The sequence below is a fragment of the Ferdinandcohnia sp. Marseille-Q9671 genome (assembly GCF_976954385.1).
Genome location: NZ_CDRJTA010000004.1, coordinates 1,059,980 through 1,081,755 on the forward strand (window position 1 = coordinate 1,059,980; position 21,776 = coordinate 1,081,755).

General features: G+C 37.8%; 18 protein-coding genes. 15 read left to right on the forward strand and 3 right to left on the reverse strand.

The window, feature by feature from the left end:
- Positions 1-359 precede the first annotated feature (359 nt).
- From spoVK to ACWNMY_RS20530, 9 genes are all read left to right on the forward strand, one after another.
- Positions 360-1,286, forward strand: coding sequence for a stage V sporulation protein K (gene spoVK, locus ACWNMY_RS20490; RefSeq protein ID WP_449540501.1), 927 nt, complete (start codon positions 360-362; stop codon positions 1,284-1,286).
- Positions 1,287-1,415: 129 nt separating this feature from the next.
- The gene (gene hflX / locus ACWNMY_RS20495; RefSeq protein WP_449540096.1) at positions 1,416-2,681 is read left to right on the forward strand and encodes a GTPase HflX; all 1,266 of its coding nucleotides are present in this window, start codon (positions 1,416-1,418) and stop codon (positions 2,679-2,681) included.
- Positions 2,682-2,693: 12 nt separating this feature from the next.
- Entirely contained in the window at positions 2,694-3,974 is a 1,281-nt protein-coding gene (locus tag ACWNMY_RS20500) for a methionine gamma-lyase family protein (RefSeq protein ID WP_449540097.1), read from the forward strand.
- Between the two features lie 110 nt (positions 3,975-4,084).
- A complete protein-coding gene (locus ACWNMY_RS20505; RefSeq protein WP_449540098.1) occupies positions 4,085-4,489 on the forward strand; it encodes a MerR family transcriptional regulator in 405 nt (134 codons plus the stop codon).
- Between the two features lie 47 nt (positions 4,490-4,536).
- A complete protein-coding gene (gene glnA / locus ACWNMY_RS20510; protein WP_449540099.1) occupies positions 4,537-5,871 on the forward strand; it encodes a type I glutamate--ammonia ligase in 1,335 nt (444 codons plus the stop codon).
- 299 nt (positions 5,872-6,170) lie between these two features.
- Complete coding sequence (locus tag ACWNMY_RS20515) at positions 6,171-7,226, forward strand: DUF4236 domain-containing protein (RefSeq protein ID WP_449540100.1); 1,056 nt, start codon at positions 6,171-6,173, stop codon at positions 7,224-7,226.
- Positions 7,227-7,239: 13 nt separating this feature from the next.
- Positions 7,240-10,854, forward strand: a complete 3,615-nt coding sequence (locus ACWNMY_RS20520) for an AAA family ATPase (RefSeq protein WP_449540101.1) — start codon at positions 7,240-7,242, stop codon at positions 10,852-10,854.
- A 4-nt stretch (positions 10,855-10,858) separates the two neighbouring features.
- Positions 10,859-11,296 carry a hypothetical protein gene (locus tag ACWNMY_RS20525; RefSeq protein WP_449540102.1) on the forward strand — a complete coding sequence of 146 codons (438 nt, stop codon included), beginning with the start codon at positions 10,859-10,861 and terminating at the stop codon, positions 11,294-11,296.
- 2 nt (positions 11,297-11,298) lie between these two features.
- Positions 11,299-11,997, forward strand: coding sequence for a hypothetical protein (locus ACWNMY_RS20530; protein WP_449540103.1), 699 nt, complete (start codon positions 11,299-11,301; stop codon positions 11,995-11,997).
- A gap of 491 nt (positions 11,998-12,488) precedes the next feature.
- On the opposite strand, the gene lexA is transcribed toward ACWNMY_RS20530, so the two are convergent.
- A complete protein-coding gene (gene lexA / locus ACWNMY_RS20535) occupies positions 12,489-13,112 on the reverse strand; it encodes a transcriptional repressor LexA (RefSeq protein ID WP_449540104.1) in 624 nt (207 codons plus the stop codon).
- A 435-nt stretch (positions 13,113-13,547) separates the two neighbouring features.
- Here lexA and ACWNMY_RS20540 point away from each other — a divergent pair, with 435 nt between their 5' ends.
- The 4 genes from ACWNMY_RS20540 to ACWNMY_RS20555 all read left to right on the forward strand — a co-directional run bounded on the left by ACWNMY_RS20540 (position 13,548) and on the right by ACWNMY_RS20555 (position 16,805).
- Positions 13,548-13,778, forward strand: a complete 231-nt coding sequence (locus ACWNMY_RS20540; protein ID WP_449540105.1) for a DUF896 domain-containing protein — start codon at positions 13,548-13,550, stop codon at positions 13,776-13,778.
- 115 nt (positions 13,779-13,893) lie between these two features.
- Positions 13,894-15,897 (forward strand): transketolase, encoded by a 2,004-nt coding sequence (gene tkt / locus ACWNMY_RS20545; RefSeq protein ID WP_449540106.1) that lies wholly within the window; start codon positions 13,894-13,896, stop codon positions 15,895-15,897.
- A gap of 153 nt (positions 15,898-16,050) precedes the next feature.
- On the forward strand, positions 16,051-16,494 hold the full coding sequence (sirA, locus tag ACWNMY_RS20550; RefSeq protein ID WP_449540107.1) for a sporulation inhibitor of replication protein SirA: 444 nt from the start codon (positions 16,051-16,053) through the stop codon (positions 16,492-16,494).
- Positions 16,495-16,580: 86 nt separating this feature from the next.
- Entirely contained in the window at positions 16,581-16,805 is a 225-nt protein-coding gene (locus ACWNMY_RS20555) for a YneF family protein (protein ID WP_449540108.1), read from the forward strand.
- A 475-nt stretch (positions 16,806-17,280) separates the two neighbouring features.
- Here ACWNMY_RS20555 and ACWNMY_RS20560 read toward each other — a convergent pair whose 3' ends face one another.
- Positions 17,281-17,670 (reverse strand): VOC family protein, encoded by a 390-nt coding sequence (locus tag ACWNMY_RS20560; RefSeq protein WP_449540109.1) that lies wholly within the window; start codon positions 17,668-17,670, stop codon positions 17,281-17,283.
- Positions 17,671-17,861: 191 nt separating this feature from the next.
- On the opposite strand from ACWNMY_RS20560, the gene ACWNMY_RS20565 reads away from it, so the two are divergent.
- Together ACWNMY_RS20565 and ACWNMY_RS20570 are read left to right on the forward strand one after the other, a co-directional pair.
- Positions 17,862-19,610, forward strand: a complete 1,749-nt coding sequence (locus ACWNMY_RS20565) for an ABC transporter transmembrane domain-containing protein (protein ID WP_449540110.1) — start codon at positions 17,862-17,864, stop codon at positions 19,608-19,610.
- Positions 19,611-19,613: 3 nt separating this feature from the next.
- Positions 19,614-21,398 (forward strand): ABC transporter ATP-binding protein, encoded by a 1,785-nt coding sequence (locus ACWNMY_RS20570; protein WP_449540111.1) that lies wholly within the window; start codon positions 19,614-19,616, stop codon positions 21,396-21,398.
- Positions 21,399-21,416: 18 nt separating this feature from the next.
- Here ACWNMY_RS20570 and ACWNMY_RS20575 read toward each other — a convergent pair whose 3' ends face one another.
- On the reverse strand, positions 21,417-21,590 hold the full coding sequence (locus ACWNMY_RS20575) for a Spo0E family sporulation regulatory protein-aspartic acid phosphatase (RefSeq protein ID WP_449540112.1): 174 nt from the start codon (positions 21,588-21,590) through the stop codon (positions 21,417-21,419).
- Positions 21,591-21,776 lie beyond the last annotated feature (186 nt).

The window sequence follows — 21,776 nt, forward strand, 5'->3', positions numbered from 1 at the left end:
TAGAAATTGTCTCATATACATATAGTGTTATGAAATATTTCTTGGGAAAGCGCAATCTTTGACAAAAAGCAAGAGGTTTTTGTAATAATTTATATTATTTTGTAGGAATACAAAAGGGAAAGGCTTGCGTTCTGCGTCTAGTTCCAGCGCCTGGCCCTTCGAGGTGGCCTGGTCAGACTTGCACAAGAAGTGCTGACATCGATGTTCGCCACAGGACGTGGCGGCAGTTAGCCGATGTCCCGCTATTCAAGGCGCTTGCACTTTTGTTTTTTTCCTTGGGCTTTTGTCACGAAAAATAACACAACAACGTATAATGTACACAGAATGAGAGGTGAGAGCTCTTGGATCAACCAATTACAATGAAAAATAATGGACAAATAAATGTAATTCTAAATGGAGAAAAGAAAAAATTAAAAGTTTTGCATCCAGCTTCTAAGGAAGTCATTTCCTCCAAAATACAAACAAAGCATACAGCTCTTAAAGAAATAGAAGAAGAAATGAGCACTCTTGTTGGTATGGATGAAATGAAGAAGATGATTAAAGAGGTATATGCATGGATTTATATTAATAAAAAAAGGGAAGAACAGGGATTAAAAGCTGGTAAGCAAGCCTTGCATATGATGTTTAAAGGAAACCCGGGGACAGGGAAAACAACAGTGGCTCGATTATTAGGGAAATTATTTCTCCAAATGAATGTGCTATCGAAGGGTCATCTTATTGAGGCGGAAAGGGCCGATTTAGTCGGTGAGTATATAGGTCACACTGCGCAAAAAACAAGAGACTTGATTAAGAAGGCAATAGGAGGCATTCTTTTTATTGACGAAGCCTATTCGTTAGCAAGGGGTGGAGAGAAGGACTTTGGTAAGGAAGCTATCGATACCCTTGTAAAACATATGGAGGATAAGCAGCATGAATTTGTTTTAATCCTAGCAGGCTACTCCAAAGAAATGGAACATTTTTTATCCTTAAATCCCGGACTGTATTCCCGATTTCCACTTGTCATTGATTTTCCCGATTATACCGTTGATCAATTGATGGAAATTTCAGCAAAGATGATGGCGGAACGTGAGTATGTGTTCAGTACTGAAGCTGAACGGAAATTGCGAGATCATCTATTAAATATAAAAAAAGATTCTTACCCTGGGAAATTTAGCAATGGTCGCTATGTACGTAATATTATTGAGAAGTCTATACGAACCCAAGCGATGAGATTATTAGTAGATGATGCGTATAGTAAACAAGAGCTTCAAACAATACGCACTCAGGATTTAATTTTCAAAGAATAAATATGCTGCCCACTCTGGGTGGCATATTTATTGTGTATAATAGGAGAGTCTCTTTGGATTGGTGTTAGTATGATAATTTTGATATGATAGTGTAAGGAAAATTACCTTTCATGAAAGTAGGAATCTGGATTGAAAAATGAACAAAACAAGGAATTCGAAAAAGCAATACTTGTTGGATGCCAAACTCAAAATGATGATGAGAGTAGATTTCACTATTCACTAGAAGAATTAGAATCATTGACAAAGACAGCTAAGGGAAAGGTTGTAATGACCGTTACTCAAAAGCGGGAACGCATACACCCTGCCACATATATTGGTAAAGGAAAAGTGGAAGAATTAGTTAACTTAGAAGAAGAACTAGAACCAGATGTCATTATTTTTAATGATGAACTATCACCTAGTCAGGTTCGTAATCTATCCTCGAGTTTTCAGGCGCGTGTCATTGATCGGACACAACTTATTCTTGATATTTTTGCATCGAGAGCAAATTCAAAAGAAGGAAAGTTACAGGTTGAATTAGCGCAACTCCAATATCTGCTTCCTAGACTTATTGGTAAAGGTATTGAATTATCAAGATTAGGAGGAGGAATTGGTACAAGAGGGCCAGGTGAAACAAAATTAGAAACGGATAGACGACACATACATAGGCGAATTGACGATATTAAAAATCAACTATCCGTTATCGTTCAACATCGGGAACGGTATCGTGAAAGAAGGAAGAAAAATAATACATACCAAATTGCTCTCGTAGGGTATACAAATGCAGGGAAGTCTACGTTGTTTAATCGCTTGACTGAGGCAGACTCGTTCGAAGAGAATTTATTATTCGCGACACTAGATCCGATGACTCGAAAAATGATACTTCCATGTGGATTGACGACACTTTTAACAGATACGGTAGGTTTTATTCAGGATTTACCAACGTCTCTAATCGCAGCATTTCGTTCGACTTTAGAAGAGGTAAAAGAAGCTGATTTGATTGTGCATGTGGTTGATTCGTCTAATCCTGATTATTTCAATCATGAAAAAACGGTCCTAAAGCTATTAGATGACCTAGGTGTAGAATCAATACCAATTCTTACTCTATATAATAAAAAAGATAAAGTTCACCCGGATTTTGTGCCGTCATCAAAGACAACCTCGATATTGGTTAGCGCATTTGTTGAAAATGATCTGGTAAACATTAAGACAAATGTTGAAGAGACCATGACCCGTGAAATGGAAAAATATCAAGTGTCACTTCCTAGTTCGGAAGGTAGAATTTTAGCACATTTAAAACAAGAAACGATATTAAAAGAACTTAGATACAATGAAGAGTCGGAAAAATATGATTGTACCGGCTATATTTTTTCGAATCATTCCTTAACTGGACAGCTGCGTGATTTTTATTCATAAAGGGGAAGCAAGATGTTTACAGAATTAGATTATGGTAAAGTGATAGAAACATTAGTGGACGAAACAGAAACACAAATTAAAGAGGTACATGAGAATATTGAAAAAAATATTGATTACAACCAGTACCGTGTTCTTAAGAGCTTTCAAGAAAATAGAGTTAGTGATTCTCATTTTATCCCTTCAACAGGATATGGATATGATGATATCGGTCGAGATACATTAGAGGCTGTTTATGCCCATATATTTGGTGGGGAGAGTGCCCTGGTCCGGCAACAAATTATCTCTGGTACACATGCGATTTCGATTGCCCTCTTTGGAGTCCTAAGACCTAATGATGAATTGCTGTATATTACGGGAAAACCATACGATACATTAGAAGAGATTGTTGGGATTCGTGGATCAGGCAACGGCTCTTTGAAGGAATTTCAAATTGGGTATAATACAGTTGATTTGACTCCAGAGGGAAGACCTGACTTTAACGCGATAAAAATGGCCATTCATGAAAACACCAAAATGATTGGGATCCAGCGTTCAAAAGGCTATGCTACTAGACCTTCTTTTACAATTGCAGAGATAAAAGAAATGATTGACTTTGTTAAGGAGATCAAACCTGATGTAGTGGTATTTGTTGACAATTGTTATGGCGAGTTTGTAGAGGAATTAGAACCATGTCATGTAGGTGCTGATTTAATAGCGGGCTCTCTTATAAAAAATCCAGGTGGAGGACTTGCAAAAACAGGTGGCTATTTAGTGGGTAAAAAAGAACTTGTTGAGGCATGCTCGTATCGTATGACATCTCCTGGAATTGGAGCAGAGGCTGGAGCGTCCCTTTATACTTTGCAAGATATGTATCAAGGGTTGTTTCTTGCGCCGCATGTTGTTGGACAAGCATTAAAGGGTGCTGTATTTACAGCAGCTATTTTAGAGAGAATCGGATTAAAAACTCATCCTAGTTGGAACAGTAAACGTACTGATCTAATTCAATCCGTACAATTTGATAATAAAGAGATGATGGTTGCATTTTGTCAAGCCATTCAGTTTGCATCACCTATAAATTCTCATGTAACGCCTTATCCTAGCTACATGCCAGGGTATGAGGATGATGTCATCATGGCTGCAGGAACGTTTATTCAGGGAGCAAGCATCGAATTAACGGCTGATGGACCTACACGTCCGCCATTCGTGGCATATATACAGGGTGGTCTTACATATTCTCATGTGAAAATTGCGATAAGCTTGGCGTTAAATAGATTATTAACAAATAAATTGTTAACATATAAAACAGAAGAGTAAAGGCTTCTGTTTTTTTGATTTTTTTCATGTGAGGTTTCCTTACATCACCTTGACATAAAATATAACATCGTTTAAAATCAATTTATCATTGCAAAAAGGAGGATCATATATTGGGTGATACTATTCGACGGTCCATGCCACTATTTCCAATTGGAATTGTCATGCAATTAACTGAATTATCTGCACGTCAAATCCGATATTATGAGGAAAATGGTTTGATTTCTCCTGCAAGAACTGAAACAAATCGAAGACTATATTCATTTAATGACGTTGACCGACTACTTGAAATCAAAAGCTTGATCGAACAGAAAGTCAATTTAGCAGGGATTAAACAGCTTTTCGCAGTTCAAAATCCCGAGCCAGTTGTAGAAGAAAAGCCGGTTGAGCCAGTGAAACAGGAATTATCTAATTCTGAGCTGAGAAAACTTTTGAGAAATGAGTTGCTACAGGCAGGAAGGTTTAAAAAACAATCCAGTCCACATCATGGTGATATGTCGAGATTTTTTCATAATTAAAATGTTTTCATACTTACACTTACAGAAGGTTTGAGGAGGAAGTCTTAATGGCTAAATATACGAAAGATGATATTTTTCGTTTGGCAAATGAAGAAAATGTAAAATTTATTCGTTTACAATTCACAGATATTCTAGGAACAATTAAAAATGTTGAGATTCCAGTAAGTCAATTAGAAAAAGCATTAAGCAATAAAATGATGTTTGATGGTTCTTCAATTGAAGGTTTTGTACGAATTGAAGAATCAGATATGTATTTATTCCCTGATCTCGATACATGGGTTGTTTTTCCATGGACAGCTGAAAAAGGAAAAGTTGCACGTTTAATTTGTGATATCCATAATGCAGATGGAACTCCTTTTGAGGGAGATCCGCGTAATAATTTAAAGAGAGTATTAAAGGAAATGGAAGAGTTAGGATTTACGAATTTCAACCTCGGACCTGAGCCTGAATTTTTCTTATTTAAATTGGATGCAAATGGGGAGCCTACTCTTGAGTTAAACGATAATGGCGGATATTTTGACTTGGCACCAACTGACCTTGGAGAAAACTGCCGACGTGATATCGTGTTAGAACTGGAGGAAATGGGCTTTGAAATTGAAGCTTCCCACCACGAGGTAGCCCCTGGTCAGCACGAAATTGACTTTAAATATGAAGACGCACTTACTGCGTGTGATGAAATTCAAACCTTTAAACTAGTTGTAAAAACGATAGCACGTAAGCATGGTCTACATGCAACATTTATGCCAAAACCGTTATTTGGAGTAGCAGGTTCAGGTATGCACTGTAACCTATCTCTATTCAAAGGTGGACAAAATGCATTCTTTGATCCAAATGCAGACCTGCAATTAAGCGAAACTGCAAAGCAATTCATTGCAGGTATTCTAAAGCATGCTCCGAATTTTACAGCAGTAACGAATCCAACAGTCAACTCATATAAACGTTTGGTACCTGGTTATGAGGCACCTTGCTATGTGGCATGGTCAGCACAAAACAGAAGTCCGCTTGTGCGTATTCCAGCTTCTCGTGGTTTAAGTACACGTGTGGAAGTACGTAGTGTCGATCCTGCAGCGAATCCATATATGGCAATGGCTGTATTACTGGCTGCTGGATTAGATGGAATTAAGAACAAGCTTACACCACCAGCACCAGTGGATAGAAATATTTACATTATGAATAAAGAAGAACGTAATGAAGCAGGAATTGTTGACTTACCGCCAACTTTAGCACTTGCATTAGATAAATTAAAGCAAGATGAAGTGCTAATTAAGGCATTAGGTGGTCATTTATTTGAACATTTTGTAGAAGCAAAAGAAATCGAATGGGACATGTTCCGTACACAAGTTCATCCTTGGGAACGTGAGCAATATATGACAATGTATTAATAGGATATAACCCTTGATGCCGTTGGTGTTGAGGGTTTTTCTTTTTTGTTTATTTTATTGTTAAGTTGATAAGAAAAAAAGATTCTGATATAAGCGATGAATTTCCCTATTTATATAAAAATTAATAAGAGCCTATTTCTAGACCCATACTAAACAATGCCAACAATGATTGTTAGTTTTTGTGATAGATAATGTCTATTTCTAAATAATTCTTAATAAAGCAGTTGCCCCTTAAATGAGGAACTACTGCTTTTTTTTTAATATCGAGAGACTTTATATCCTAATAAGAGGTGACAACAATGGCTTTCCGCTTTAGAAAAAGTATCAAAATAGCAAAGGGTGTTCGGGTCAACTTTGGTAAAAAGGGAATGGGGGTAAGTGTTGGTACAAGAGGGATGCGTTATTCGATCCATTCATCTGGAAGACGAACGAGGTCTGTTGGAATTCCGGGAACAGGTATCTCCTATGTAAAGACCACTTCCGGTAAGAAAAAGAAAAATTCTTCAGGGACAGTATCCTCCACTTCTACATCTCACACTGTAGACAACCAGGCTCTGGTCGAAGAACATAATCACTATATTCAAACAATCACATCCATGCATCAAATTTCCCCAGAACCAATCGATTGGAGAGAAATCCAAGCAATGCCGGCCCCATTTACACCAGGCGAAATGGGTCCATTACAGCAAGAAGCGTTACATAACCTTCAGACTTACACACCAAACTTTTTGGAACGCATCATTAAGAAACTAGCACAACGTAAGAAGGAAAAATTAAAACATGCAATCCAGCAGGCTAAGCTACAGGATCAATCAGATTATCAAGAGTGGCAGGAATTAACTACTATGGCAAACGCTGTTTTAGCTGGTCAGTCGCGAGCCTATCAAAAAGTAATCACAGAGAGTAGTGAGTTTGAAGAATTATCGTATGATTTCCATGTTCATGATGCCCATACTGTTGAACTGGAGTTCCAGGTGAATGGAGATGTAGTTCCAACCGAGCAATTGTCCTTAACGAAAACAGGTAAGGTATCCAGACGTAAAATGGGAGTTTCTAACTATAACGAGATTAAGAAGGATTATGTTTGTAGTCATGCCGTTTGGGGCGCACGTCATTTGTTTGCTTTTTTGCCAATTGAGCGGTGTTTGGTACATGTGACCGAACATGCGTTGAACACAGCTACTGGTAATATGGAAAACCAAGTTCTTTTATCGATTTTATTCAATCGGGCAACATTGGATAGACTAAACTTTGAGAGACTTGACCCTTCTGACGCCATGGAAAATTTCCAGCATCATATCGACCATTTGAAGACAAAGGGCTTTCGACCAGTGGAACGAATTACAGATTGGTAGGTGATTTCATACAATGAGAAGGAATATAAAAGAGATCGTAACGTTTTTATTTCCGGAGTGGCAAGTCGTTCGTAGCATAAAAAAACATGGCTGGATTAGAAAGGCTGGAGTTACATTCAGAGCCCAGACCCAGTCTACACAACAAGTACGACAAACCCAAGTTCCCCAATCTATGTCACGCTCTACAGAGAAAGGTGGGATTCCAGCTGCTCATAAACCAACAACTAATCATCCTATCACACGAAAAGAAAAGCAGCCTACCATACAGAGCGACCAATTGGACATCATTTTTAACACCATACGGAATGAAATGGGTCAGAAAATGGTTGGACAAAAACGATATTTGGACGAACTTTCTTTGGCAATGAAGCGACCATTTGTCACGGGGATAACTAAGGATAAACCGAAGAATTCCTTCGTTTTATTTGGTCATCCTGGTTCAGGTAGAAAACAAAGTGTAATGGAAATGGCCCAACTTCTTGAAAAGCATAAATTAGTGAAGTACGATACGATTTCTATCCTTGATTTAGCGTCCTATACGACGGATTCTGAATTTCAGTTATTTTTAACGGACTTATATAAATGTTTATATGCGAAGTCGGATATCGTTCTCTTTGAACATATTGATAAAGCACCATCGAAAGTGCTCAATTCAATCAAACAACTAACTACAGCTGGAAAATATGCATTACCAGCACGATATATCATGGAAAAAAATAATCTTGTCGAGGCAACAGGGGCACTACTGCAGCAGTCGATTAGTGAGATCTATGCGAATGGTAAATACCTCGTTTTTCTTTATGATAAGAATCAGCAAAGTTTGATGGATTTAGTGGGATCCCATTTTATGAATGCTGTTGGTGATTTCATTCATATAGAGCCGTATTCCGATGAAGAAAAGAAGCAGTTGGCAGAGCGTGCTCTTATTGGTATACGGGAAAAAGTCGGAAGTCAGCTTTCGATGGCGCTGGAATGGTCAGATGATGTAGCTTCTTATATTGCAGAAAAATTCTCTGATTCAACTGGAATAAAAGGATTAGAAACCGTAGTGGAACAAGAAATTTTTAAACCATTGGCGGAATATAAGTTGAGAAATACGCAAATGGATAATGATGCCGTCAATTTAATGTTGACCGATGGCATGATCGCAGCACAGTTAAATCAGCAGAGCATTCCATTACATCATTATGTCCGTGATACCAATCAAGCGGGATTAGAAGATATAAAGAAAGAACTTGACTTGATTGTTGGATTAACAGAAGTGAAGGATTATGTGTTGCAATTGGAGGATCATGTCGAAATCCAAAAACGTCGACAAAGTCACGGGATGAAGAATTCGAGAATCTCTATGCATATGGTGTTTACCGGAAATCCTGGTACAGGGAAAACGTCGATTGCTCGAATTGTTGCGAAGTATTTAAAAGCGATTGGTGTGTTATCGACGGGTCAGTTAAGGGAAGTCAGTCGAGCGGATTTGGTTGGGGAATATGTGGGACAAACAGCCAGACTTACGAATGATGTGATTAAGTCCGCTCTCGGGGGTGTCTTGTTTATTGATGAAGCATACGCTCTTTATCGGAATGAACACGACACGTTCGGTGTAGAGGCAATTGATACATTGGTAAAAGGAATGGAAGATTACCGTGATGACTTGGTTGTCATCCTTGCAGGGTATAGCGAAGAGATGGAGACATTTTTAAAAGCGAACCCCGGCTTGAAATCGCGTTTCCCAAATAATGTTCATTTTCCTGATTATACATCAGAAGAGATGTGGGAAATCACGCAAATTATTGCAAAACAAAAAGGCTACAGCATCGCAGCGTCTTGTCAGAAACCACTGATTGAATTATATGATAAGAGCCAAATTAAAGGGAAAAACGACAGTGGGAACGGAAGGCTGGTACGAAATACGATTGAGGCTGCGATTTTGAATCAATCACAGCGGCTAATTCAAAATCAAACAGCGGACATTAACGAATTGACTTATGAAGATTTTAAATTTGACGATACATCAAGCTTTGATTTGGAGGCGAGTTTGGCTCCAATAGTAGGGCTGAATCATGTGAAGGATTTTGTTCGGAATCAATATCATATGTTAATTGCGCAGGAAAAGCGACGGAATGCAGGATTGAAGGTAGATACGTCCCAAACGTTACACATGATTTTTAGTGGGAATCCTGGGACGGGGAAAACAACGATTGCTCGAATTATCGCAACGATGTTTAAGGACATGGGACTGTTAAAAGCTGGACATCTTGTAGAAGTCGATAGTGGTGGATTGACAGGGCAATATGCAGGACATACAGCGAAGAAAACAGAGGAAGTATTTCGTTCGGCCCTCGGTGGAGTCTTGTTTATTGATGAAGCCTATGCACTAGCAACAAGTGGTGGAAGTTATGGCCTAGAAGCAATTAATACGTTAGTCAAGCTGATGGAGGATTTCCGTGAAGATATCGTTGTAATCTTAGCTGGATATGAAAAAGAGATGGATGAATTTCTAAAGGTTAATACCGGACTTGAATCTCGTTTCCCGCACCGCATCCATTTTCCCGATTATTCAGCAAGAGAATTGTTTGAGATTGCGAAAATACAAATCTCTTTTAAAGGATTTGGCCTTGTCAATGCGGCTGAATCGGTATTAATGGAGGAAATTACGAAGAAACACCGGAAAACAATAGGTGAATCAGGTAATGGACGAATGATTCGAAATTTCATTGAAGAAATTACACGCAATCAGTCGGTTCGGATTGCGATGAATGATGTACCTGTTGAGGAACTAAATGTTATTTTACCGACAGATATTAAGCCAACTGAGCGGATTTTAAAGAATTTTGACTTAGAAACTGAACTTGCTAGCATTATTGGTCTAGATGAAGTGAAGAATTATATCCGGAGCTTACAGGCTCGATTACGTTTGGAAAAAGAGCGTAAAAAATTCGGATTGCCAGTTGATGGTACACAAACGTTACACATGATTTTCAAAGGAAATCCAGGTACAGGAAAGACGATGATGGCAAGAATTGTGGCCAATGTTTTGTATAATCTAGGTGTTATACAAACAAATACATTGGTGGAAACTGATCGCGCCAATTTGATTGCTGGCTATGTTGGGCAAACTGCAATCAAGACAAAAGAAGTCATCAAGGAAGCATTAGATGGTGTTCTTTTTATCGATGAGGCTTATGCACTTGCTCAAGGTGGTCCAAATGATTTCGGTAAAGAAGCAATTGATACACTGGTGAAAATGATGGATGACCATCGGGATCGACTTGTCGTCATTTTAGCAGGCTATGATGAAGATATGGAGCGTTTTATAAGCTTGAATCCTGGCTTGCGGTCAAGATTTCCGACTATTATTGATTTCAAGGATTATTCTCCACATGAATTAATGGAGATCGCGGAGAAGTTTTATGAAGAAAAGGGCTTTGTCCTAACGGAAGAGGCCAAGGACAAGCTATTGGACATATTCCAACGTGTAGGCTCGATGGATAACTTCGGAAATGGTCGCTATGTCCGAAATGTATATGAGAAATCGTTGAATCATCAGGCTAGTCGTTTAAGCAAAGAGCAGAACTTAACAGAAGAAATGCTCACGACGATCACACTGGAAGATATTAAAGAGGTGTAATGTGATGCGAAAGTTATTAGGGAGTACGTTGGCGTTTGGTTATTTAATCTTTCCGATGAGCTTTATCCTACTTATACTGCTTGTTACCCCGTTGATGTTTCTTTCGGATGTCAGTGCGATTCGAACATCTGGTTTTGCTGGGCCAGATACTGCACTTTCGATGATTGGGGTAAGTGGACTTGTGATTGGGATTTCATTACTGGTCCCAGTCTTACGTAGAATTTACGCGGTTTTCCCGTGGTTGTATCCTTTTGTGAAGATCTTTTTTGTAGGCATGGTCATTATTAATATAGCCCTTTCGATACTGAATTTTGGTTATCAAACGGTAAGTGGTACGAGACATATGTTATTTTTTATCTTAATGATTGTTTTTGTTGTACTAGGACGTCTGGGGATGAGCTTCTATTTTCATCGAAATCCTGTCCATGAAGAAGGTGAGTAACAATGAGCCAGTATAAAAAGGATTTACAAGAACGAATTCAACGAGCTAAAGAAAAATCAAAGAATGCTGGACAAATGAAAACTTTTGGGGAGGAACATAGTGATGTTGAATTTAGAGATGAAGGTGTGCAGCAGGGAAATGAGGCACAGTTCGTAGAGCAAAAAGAAAACATTGAAACTGTGCCTTTAGATAAAGGAAAGGTATTTGAAGGGAAACAGTTAAAAGGGATGAAACGTTTAGGATATATTGCGTTAGCGATTGGAATTGGTGCACTGTTGTTCACGGATACAACAACTGTGGATACGTCTGAGTCAGCAAGAAATGCACTTGAAAACCAAATTTCAACAGCTATATCCGCAGGTGTTGTACTCCTTGAAAATGATGAAAATCTAGGGGCGCAGGATTACACAATAACGCATGCCTCTGATCTGGATGAGACGAAAATTTGGGTTTGGGATTATGCAGCAGAGGACGGCGACTATGTCCAAGTTTTGGTTGATGGCACCCCCGTTTCGGAATCTTTTATGATTCAGCATAAACCAAGGGAATTAACGGTACCATCGACAGGATCTGTCCAGATAAAAGGAATCCGAGATGGTGGTGGTGGGATTACCTATGCCGTGCGTTATGACATTAATGGAACAAGCTATTTCAACACCGCGCCAGAAGGGGAGTTTAATACGTATGAGTTGGTGAGGTGAGGGGAAGATTTGATAGGCGTGAGGAACGCTTATTATAGGAGAGTTTTATCCTTAACTTTTTTCCGTAAAAAAGACACGCCTACAATACAAATGTTTGATGCTATAAAAAATAAAATGAAATGCTATTTTGAAGAGATGCATTATCCTGGTCAATAAAAATGTTTTTGATAATGTTCCGTACACAAATTCATCGTTGAGAACGTGAGCAATGTATGACAATGTACTAAGTTTAATGGACCCTTGACACGATTGGTGTTGAGGGTTTTTTTGGTTTAGGAAATTATAAAAATCAACCTTGTGGACAAGTTGTAAATGAGTTTATCTACATCCAGCTCCAGCGCCTAGCCCCTCGAGGTCATAAGCCAATCCGTCAAGAAGGTCAAAGAGCAACCTTCTCACCGTCTCGTCTTATGCTTGTCGGGGCTGATCAAGGCGCTTGCGCTTTTGTTCTTGCAAACAAAAGGAACATTCGTCTGAATGTTCCTGGATTATCAATGAATGTTTCGATAGACACCTATAACTTTACCTAAAATTGATACATTTTTAAGAATAATTGGGTCTAACATAGAATTCTCTGGCTGTAATCGAATATGATCCTTTTCTTTAAAGAAGCGCTTTACGGTAGCTTCATCTTCTTCTGTCATTGCAACCACGATATCGCCGTTGTTAGCGGAGATTTGTTGTCTAACGATAACGAAGTCTCCATCAAGTATTCCTGCTTCAATCATACTGTCACCCATAATTTCAAGCATAAAAATTTGATCGTCGTGTGCAGCAAAACGGTCAGGTAATGGAAAATACTCCTCAATGTTCTCAACTGCGGTTATTGGCTGACCTGCAGTAACCTTTCCTATTACAGGTACATTGATAACGTTAGCGGTTGGAATTGTTTCGTTTTCATCGACCTGTAAGACCTCAATAGCACGAGGCTTTGTTGGATCTCTTCTTATTAAACCTTTGCTTTCTAGCCGGGACAAATGTCCATGAACAGTAGAACTTGAAGCTAGTCCTACAGCTTCTCCTATTTCCCTCACGGAAGGTGGATAACCCTTGTCTTTGACTTCTTGTTTAATGTAATTCAAAATATCCTGCTGTCTTTTAGAAAGCTTTGTCATCCCGCTCATCCCCTATATAGTAATTTTTATATTGTTCTATGTATTTTCATTCCTTTTGAAAGTGTTCGGTGAGAACCTTTGGTTATTAAAAATACCGAAATTCTTAAGTAGAGTATAGCATGTTTTACTAGTTTATACAAACATAAGTTCGAATTTTTGTTGACACAAAACATTTGTTCGGTTTATAATAAAATCAACAAATGCGAACGAACATTCTTATAGGAGTGAAACAAGATGTTGAAAAAATTACAAAGCGGGTTTATCTATTATATTCTTTTTCTGTTGTTAAGTATGGGCATGGTTTTTATAACAGCAAGTTAACTTGCATTTACATAAAATTGTGAAGAATAGAGGGATGTAGAATACTTGTAAAATACCTTTTCTTCTAGTACTATGAACTATGATTTAGAAAAGATAATTTTAAGGAGATATTCTATGCTTTCAAAAGATAAAATAGATCGGATCAATACACTTGCAAAAAAAGCTAAGTCAGTTGGTCTTTCTGAGCAGGAAAAGGAAGAACAGCAAGAACTAAGGCAGGAGTATTTGCGAGTATTTAGGAACTCAATGACAAATACATTGCACTCAGTAAAGGTCGTTGATCCGGAAGGTAAGGATGTAACACCCAAAAAGTTAAAAGATAGCAAACGAAAAAGATTACATTAACAAAGAATACATAGGTTTCTATGTATTCTTTTCTTTTTTGTACATACTACATAAGAACAATCATTCATGTGTTATCTCTTAAAGAATGAACTTTTTTGAAAGGATGATTATGTATATGACTCATTCAATCACTGATTTATCAATTGCATCAATTCGAACACTCTCTATTGATGCTGTAGAAAAAGCAAATTCAGGGCATCCGGGGATGCCGATGGGTGCAGCACCTATGGCATATACTCTTTGGACAAGACATATGAATCATAATCCGAAGAATCCTAGTTGGTTTAACCGTGATCGTTTTGTCCTTTCAGCAGGACATGGTTCTGCCTTGTTGTACAGCATGCTTCATTTGGCAGGCTATGGCCTTACACTAGATGACCTAAAACAATTCCGTCAGTGGGGAAGCAAAACACCTGGACATCCTGAATTTGGTCACACTGCAGGGGTAGATGCAACAACAGGTCCACTTGGACAAGGTATTGCGATGGCGGTCGGAATGGCTATGGCAGAGCGTCATTTAGCAGGAGTTTACAATAAAGAATCATTCGAGATAGTCAACCATTATACATATGCTATCTGTGGGGATGGTGATTTAATGGAAGGTGTTTCTGGAGAAGCTTCCTCGCTTGCTGGTCATTTAAAACTTGGGCGTTTGATTGTCTTATATGATTCTAATGATATTTCATTGGATGGTGACTTGGATCAAGCATTCTCAGAATCAATTGAGCAGCGATATAAATCATACGGGTGGCAATATATAAGAGTTGAGGATGGCAATGATGTGGATTCGATTGATAAGGCAATCGAAGAAGCGAAAAGTGATGTTTCACGTCCAACAATGATTGAAGTTAGAACAACAATTGGGTATGGCTCTCCGAATCGACAAGGGAAATCAAAGGCCCATGGTGAACCACTTGGTGCTGATGAATTAAAGCTGACCAAGGAAGCGTATAATTGGACGTTTGAGGAAGACTTTCATGTTCCAAGCGAGGTATATACTCATTTTGAGGAAACGATTAAAAAGTCAGGAGAGCAAAAAGAACAAGAGTGGAAACGTTTGTTCGATTCCTATAAGGAATCTAATCCTGAATTAGGAAATCAATTAGAAATGGCAATTGATGGTACGCTTCCGCAAGGCTGGGAAAACTCGTTACCTGTCTATGAGGTAGGAAAAAGGCTGGCAACTCGTGCATCTTCAGGTGAAGCGTTAAATGCTATTGCAAATAGTGTCCCTCAATTTTTTGGAGGATCTGCTGATTTAGCAGGTTCTAATAAAACCATGATAAATGGCGCAGCAGATTTTATGCCAAATGATTATAGTGGCCGAAACATCTGGTTTGGAGTACGTGAATTCGCGATGGGTGCGGCATTGAATGGAATGGCTCTACATGGGGGTCTAAAAGTATTTGGTGGAACGTTCTTTGTGTTCTCAGATTATTTACGACCTGCAATCCGACTAGCTGCATTAATGAAGTTGCCTGTGACATATGTATTTACACATGACAGTATTGCTGTAGGTGAGGATGGGCCTACTCATGAACCTGTTGAACAATTACCAGCGCTACGAGCAATGCCTAATCTCTCTGTTATCCGTCCAGCAGACGGGAATGAGACTGCAGCAGCATGGCGGACAGCCTTAGAATCAAAGGGTGTACCTACAGCCCTTATCTTAACAAGACAGAACTTGCCAACAATAGAGGGGACTGACAAAAAGGCTTATGAAGGAGTCCAGAAAGGTGCTTATGTGATCTCTCCTGCTAAATCAGGACAACCAGACGCGTTACTACTGGCTACAGGATCTGAGGTAAGCTTAGCTGTAGAAGCACAAAAACAATTAGCAACTGAAAATATTGATGTTTCAGTTGTAAGTATGCCTTCATGGGACCGATTTGAGGCACAACCAATGGATTATAAAGAGTCTGTTATTCCAAAGAATGTGAAAAAACGTTTAGGAATTGAAATGGCAACCCCACTAGGTTGGGAAAAATATACGGGTGATGAGGGGGATATCCTTGCGATCCATGAATTTGGAGCATCTGCACCCGGTGAAATTGTTATGAAGGAATATGGATTCTCAGTTGAAAATGTCGTGAATAAGGTGAAAAAGTTGCTGCAATAATCCAAGTGAAAGGGGTCGGATACGACCCCTTTTATAATAAATTTTCGTTTCGACAAAACTAGACGATTCTTACTCCAACTTAAGACAAAAAACACTGACTCTTTCGAATATACTACTAGTATTATTAGTGGATAGTATTAGGAGGAAAGAGTTATGAGAGAATATTATATTTACTTAATAGAAGAAGAATTTGCAACTCATTACTTTGGACGTGAATCGCTAATCTATCATTTGTTCTTAGAATACAACCATTCCAATCAAGAGAAAAAGGAAGTACTATACAAACAAATAGAGTTTATTACAAGGGCTATTCCTACGTTTCGAATCCAGAAAAAAATAGAATCAAGCCTTGCACATTACTCCGTTTATAAACAATATCATACAAATATTCATACCCTTGAATGGAACGAATTTAATAGCTATGCAAAATTAACGATTACTAGTGAGTACATCCATTTACAATCTACCGGAAGTTATGAGGCAGAGACTGCCTTTTTTGAAATCTTACGTAAATATGATAGATGTTTTTTAGCTATGGACTTCAAATCTAATAAATATGGATGGCTAAATCCTATCAAGGAAAGAAAGTTTGTATAAAAGCTAGGAAAACATAAAGTAAATATTGTATAATAGCTATTGGTTTAGTACACTGTAATGTAGACAACATGAAGGAGGAAGTTTTTATGGAATTATGGTTAGCTATCCTGCTAATTGTGGTAGCTTTACTTGGTGGCGTTGCATTGGGATTCTTTATTGCGCGTAAATACATGATGAGCTACCTAAAGAAAAACCCACCAATTAATGAGCAAATGCTAAAAGTAATGATGATGCAAATGGGTATGAAACCATCCCAAAAGAAGATCAATCAAATGCTAAAAGCAATGAACGGTCAGATGGACAAGCAATAATAAGTTGGACAAGCTAAATCCTTATCATATAAGGGTTTTTTGTCACTTTTATTCGTTCAATTGAGGTAACGGTTTTTAAGATTACGGTACATTCGTGAAATCTTCCACGTTCATTTTGATAAACATTTGATTTAACTTTCAAGGGTTCACAAAGACCGCTTTTTTACTGTTGAAATATCCAGTAGATAAGCGGTCTTTTTGGTTGAAAAATATTGATAAATGCCCCATCCATATTCCTTATTTAGTTGATAGTTCGTATAATTCCTTGCAGTAAATCCATGAGGAGGTAGTACTTTTCTAAAGTAGCTATAATGTTTTCTTCTCTAGCCGTTACCTGCCATGCATGATAATGCTCTTCCTAACGAATTCACCGTTGCTGGGGGAAGGGAGTTACCTGGAAAAAGATGTTCTCTAAGAAAAACAGCCACTCTTCCGACGAAAACGATTCAGAAGAGTGGCTGTTTTTGTTCATAGATTATAAGTCCCTTTGATCGACATTTAACTCTATTAGATTACCATCGGGATCTGCACAAAATATTTGGGCAAACCCGCTAACACTATCTGGTTTTTCTAGTACTGTAACATTGTGCATCGTCAACCAATTCAGTGTATCATAATAATTTTCAACCCTTAGTGCAAAATGACCTTCACGACTTTGTATTGATTTCTCTTTTCGAATGGTTTGTGATTCAGGAAGTACAATTAGATGTAATTGTTGATTTTGTACTTCATACCAAGCGCCAGGGAAATCAAAATCTGGCCGTTCAATTTCTTTCAAACACAGAATATTGCTGTAAAAATCCTTCGCCTTTTGAAGGTTTGTAACAGTTAGGCTTACGTGATGGATTTCTTTATATGTAATCATAGTGACTTCACCTCATTCATTTTATCGACTATGTTCATTATATTGTAAAAAGCAATAAAATATAAATCTTTAGCATTCTCGTTTTGTCTTATATTGAATTTATGTTTTCCCCTATATATTCATTCTTTCCAGAAATTTTAAAATTTGATAAACTATTTACGCACTCATTTCGCCTTTCGGAGGACTATAGGATGAAAATCTTTTTAGATTTAATGTGGTTTTTTAAGCAAGAAAAAAAATCATATCTAACAGGCATATTTTTATTGCTAATTGTTGCTTTTTTGGAGCTAATTCCTCCAAAAGTAATTGGTATGATTGTAGATTTTATTACGCAAGGAACGTTAACTATTGATTCATTAATGAAATGGCTAGGTTTGTTACTTGCTACAGCATGTACAGTTTATATTGTACGTTTTTTCTGGAGGATTATGATATTTGGTTCATCTGTGAAGTTGGCAAGATTATTACGTAACAGCTTGTATGAACATTTTACAAAGATGTCACAAGGCTTTTTCCAAAAGAGAAGAATCGGTGACCTTATGGCACATTCCACCAATGATTTACAAGCGATTCAACAAACAGCCGGCTCCGGAGTATTAACATTAGTAGATTCCCTTGCTACCGGTGGTTTTGTTTTACTGACAATGGCATTTACAATTAACTGGAAGCTTACGTTAATTTGTTTAATCCCAATGCCTCTCATGGCTCTTTCAACAAATTATTACGGTACACTTTTACATAAACGGTTTCATAAGGCACAGGAGGCATTCTCAAGTCTTAACGATAAAGTACAGGAAAGTGTCAGTGGAATTAAGGTTATTAAAACGTTTGGCCAAGAAGAAGAAGATATTGCTTCCTTTCGAAAACAGTCAGATGACGTTGTGAAAAAGAATCTTTCTGTAGCAAAGGTTGATGCATTATTCGATCCAACTATTTCATTAATCGTTGGTATATCCTTTTTCCTTGCCGTAGTATTTGGCTCAAGATATGTGTTAATTGGAGAAATGACACTTGGTGAATTAGTTACATTTACAACATATTTAGGCTTACTAATTTGGCCTCTTCTTGCGTTTGGTTGGTTATTTAATATCGTAGAGCGGGGAAGGGCTTCATATGATCGTGTTTCTAGTCTACTTGCCGAACCTGTGGAAATTAGAGATTATGAGAATGCTAGAGATACGATTCCAACTGGTGACATCACGTATTCCATTTCTCATTTTTCTTACCCTGGAGAGGAAAAACATATACTAGAAGGAATTGATTTTACATTAAAGCGTGGTGAGACGCTAGGAATTGTTGGGAAGACTGGTGTCGGGAAAACAACCTTATTAAAGCTGTTGATTCGTGAATTTGAAGGTTTTGAAGGAAGTATCCTAATAGGGAATCATGAAATAACAGATTATACACTAGAGGGTTTACGAAAAGGAATTGGTTATGTTCCTCAGGATCATTTCCTCTTCTCAGCAACTGTTGCCGATAATATTGCTTTTGCAAATCCGACAGCTTCCCTTAGTAAAATCATAGAAGCATCAAGGCTTGCAAACATCCATGAGGATATCTTGCAGTTTACCGATGGATATGAAACAGTAGTAGGGGAACGAGGAGTATCCTTATCGGGAGGACAAAAGCAAAGAATTTCCATAGCAAGAGCATTGCTTACGAATCCAGAAGTTCTTATCCTCGACGATTCCTTATCAGCTGTTGATGCGAAGACGGAAGAAGAAATATTACGCGCATTACGGGAAAACAGAGCAGGTAAAACAACCATTATTACCTCTCATCGATTAAGTGCAATACAGCATGCGAATCGCATTCTTGTCATAGAGGATGGGAGAATTGCACAGCACGGAACACATGACGAGTTAATGGATCAAGAAGGTTGGTATCGTGATATGTACCATCGCCAGCAACTTGAGTCTCTCGTTGAGCATGGAGGGTAGGATATGGATAAAAAAACAAAGCTAGAACAAAGACGTGTTTTGAAACGACTACTTTCCTATACGAAATCTCATATGAAGGAATTTGTATTTGCGTTTGCGTTACTTTTACTTGCAACGATTGCAGACATTGTAGGACCTATCATCATTAAGATTTTCATAGACGATTATCTAACACCTAGAAATCTCCCTATGGAGCCTCTCATTTATTTGGGAGCTATTTATCTATTCATTCATTTCGCAAAGGTAATTCTGCAATATTTTCAATTAGTGAAATTCCAGGAAATTGCATTAAAAATAATACGTGAAATGCGAATTGAAGTATTTTCAAAGGTTCATAAACTTGGACTAAAGTATTTTGATAAAACCCCAGGTGGAAGTATTGTTTCCAGGGTAACCAATGACACGGAAGCAATAAAGGATATGTTTGTAGAGGTAGTCGCAACCTTTGTGCAAAATGGTGTGTTTTTGATTGGGATTTTTGTGGCAATGTTTTATCTTAATGTTAAGTTAGCTCTCGTTTGTTTACTCTTAATACCGATCATATTTATCCTTATGCAGACGTATCGCAAATTTAGCTCAAAGTATTACCATGATATGAGAGAAAGAATTAGTCAGCTTAATGCAAAGCTTAATGAATCTCTTCAAGGGATGTCTATTATCCAGGTGTTCCGTCAGGAAAAAAGAATGAGAAAAGAATTTGCTGAAATCAATGAAGCTCATTATCAAGCGGGATTTAAGAACATTAAATTAGATGGTCTACTGCTTCGACCCGCTGTTGATTTTATTTATATTTTAACAATTATCATGGTGTTAAGCTTCTTCGGAATATCAGCATTAGAAAGTCCAATTGAAATAGGTGTTCTTTATGCATTCGTAAATTACCTTGAAAGGTTTTTTGAGCCTGTTAATAACATGATGATGAGGCTCTCTTTACTACAGCAAGCAGTTGTTGCTTCACAGCGGGTATTTGAGCTTTTAGATCATCATGAACTTGCACCACAGTCAAATGGAAATGAAAATCCATCCATTGAGACTGGGGAAGTAGAATTTAAAAATGTAAGCTTTTCGTATGATGGTAAGCGTGATGTGTTAAAAAATATCTCATTTACAGCTAGAAAAGGTGAGACTGTAGCGTTAGTTGGTCATACAGGCAGTGGAAAAAGCTCAATTATTAATTTATTAATGAGATTCTATCATGTTGAGAGAGGAGATATTCTCCTTGATGGGCACTCAATTAAGTCATATAAGAATCATGAACTTCGTCAAAAAATGGGATTAGTTCTTCAGGATCCATTTTTATTTGTAGGGACAATTAAGGATAATTTGAGGTTGAATAACACCGAGCTAACAGATCAGGAGATTGAAGAAGCAGCTAAATTTGTTCAAGCTGACCAGTTTGTTGAAAATCTGGATGGTGGTTATGACTATCAGGTTACCGAAAGAGGATCTACCTTCTCAAGTGGCCAAAGACAATTATTAGCATTTGCACGGACAATTGTTACCAATCCAAAAATATTGATTTTGGATGAGGCAACTGCAAATATCGATACTGAGACAGAAGAGGCCATTCAAGAAGCGCTTAATAGAATGAGAAAAGGCAGAACGACGATTGCAATTGCTCACCGATTGTCGACCATTCAGGATGCAAATTTGATCTTGGTATTGCACCAAGGGGAAATTGTGGAGAGAGGAACACATCAGGAGCTTCTTGCACAAAAAGGTTTATATTATAAGATGTACTTACTCCAAAACGGTAGTGCAGATAGGGTTGAAAATGCTGTGATGTAAATAAAATAAAAAAGTCTCTCAAGATCTTGAGAGACTCTTTCCTGTTCTTCCTGTATTATATTGATTCAAAAGACTATCTAAATCTTGGCTAACTTTAATAGTTGATGCTGAAGTAAAACCGTATTTTGTAACAATTTCAACTAGTTCAGCTCTTTTTTGTTCGATTTTAAGTAGAAGTTGTTCTTTAGACACAAGGATTAGTCCTTTCTTTTTGTACTTTGCCTAGATAAGGAACGAAGAAACCCCTTTGAGTCATTATAGTATAACATATAATGGTAATAGGAGTAAGACAAGTTCTTTTGGAAATGTATTCAAGTTAAACGTAGGTGACACAAAAAGTTCATACAAATAATTATGATACCTAACGTATATTTGCTA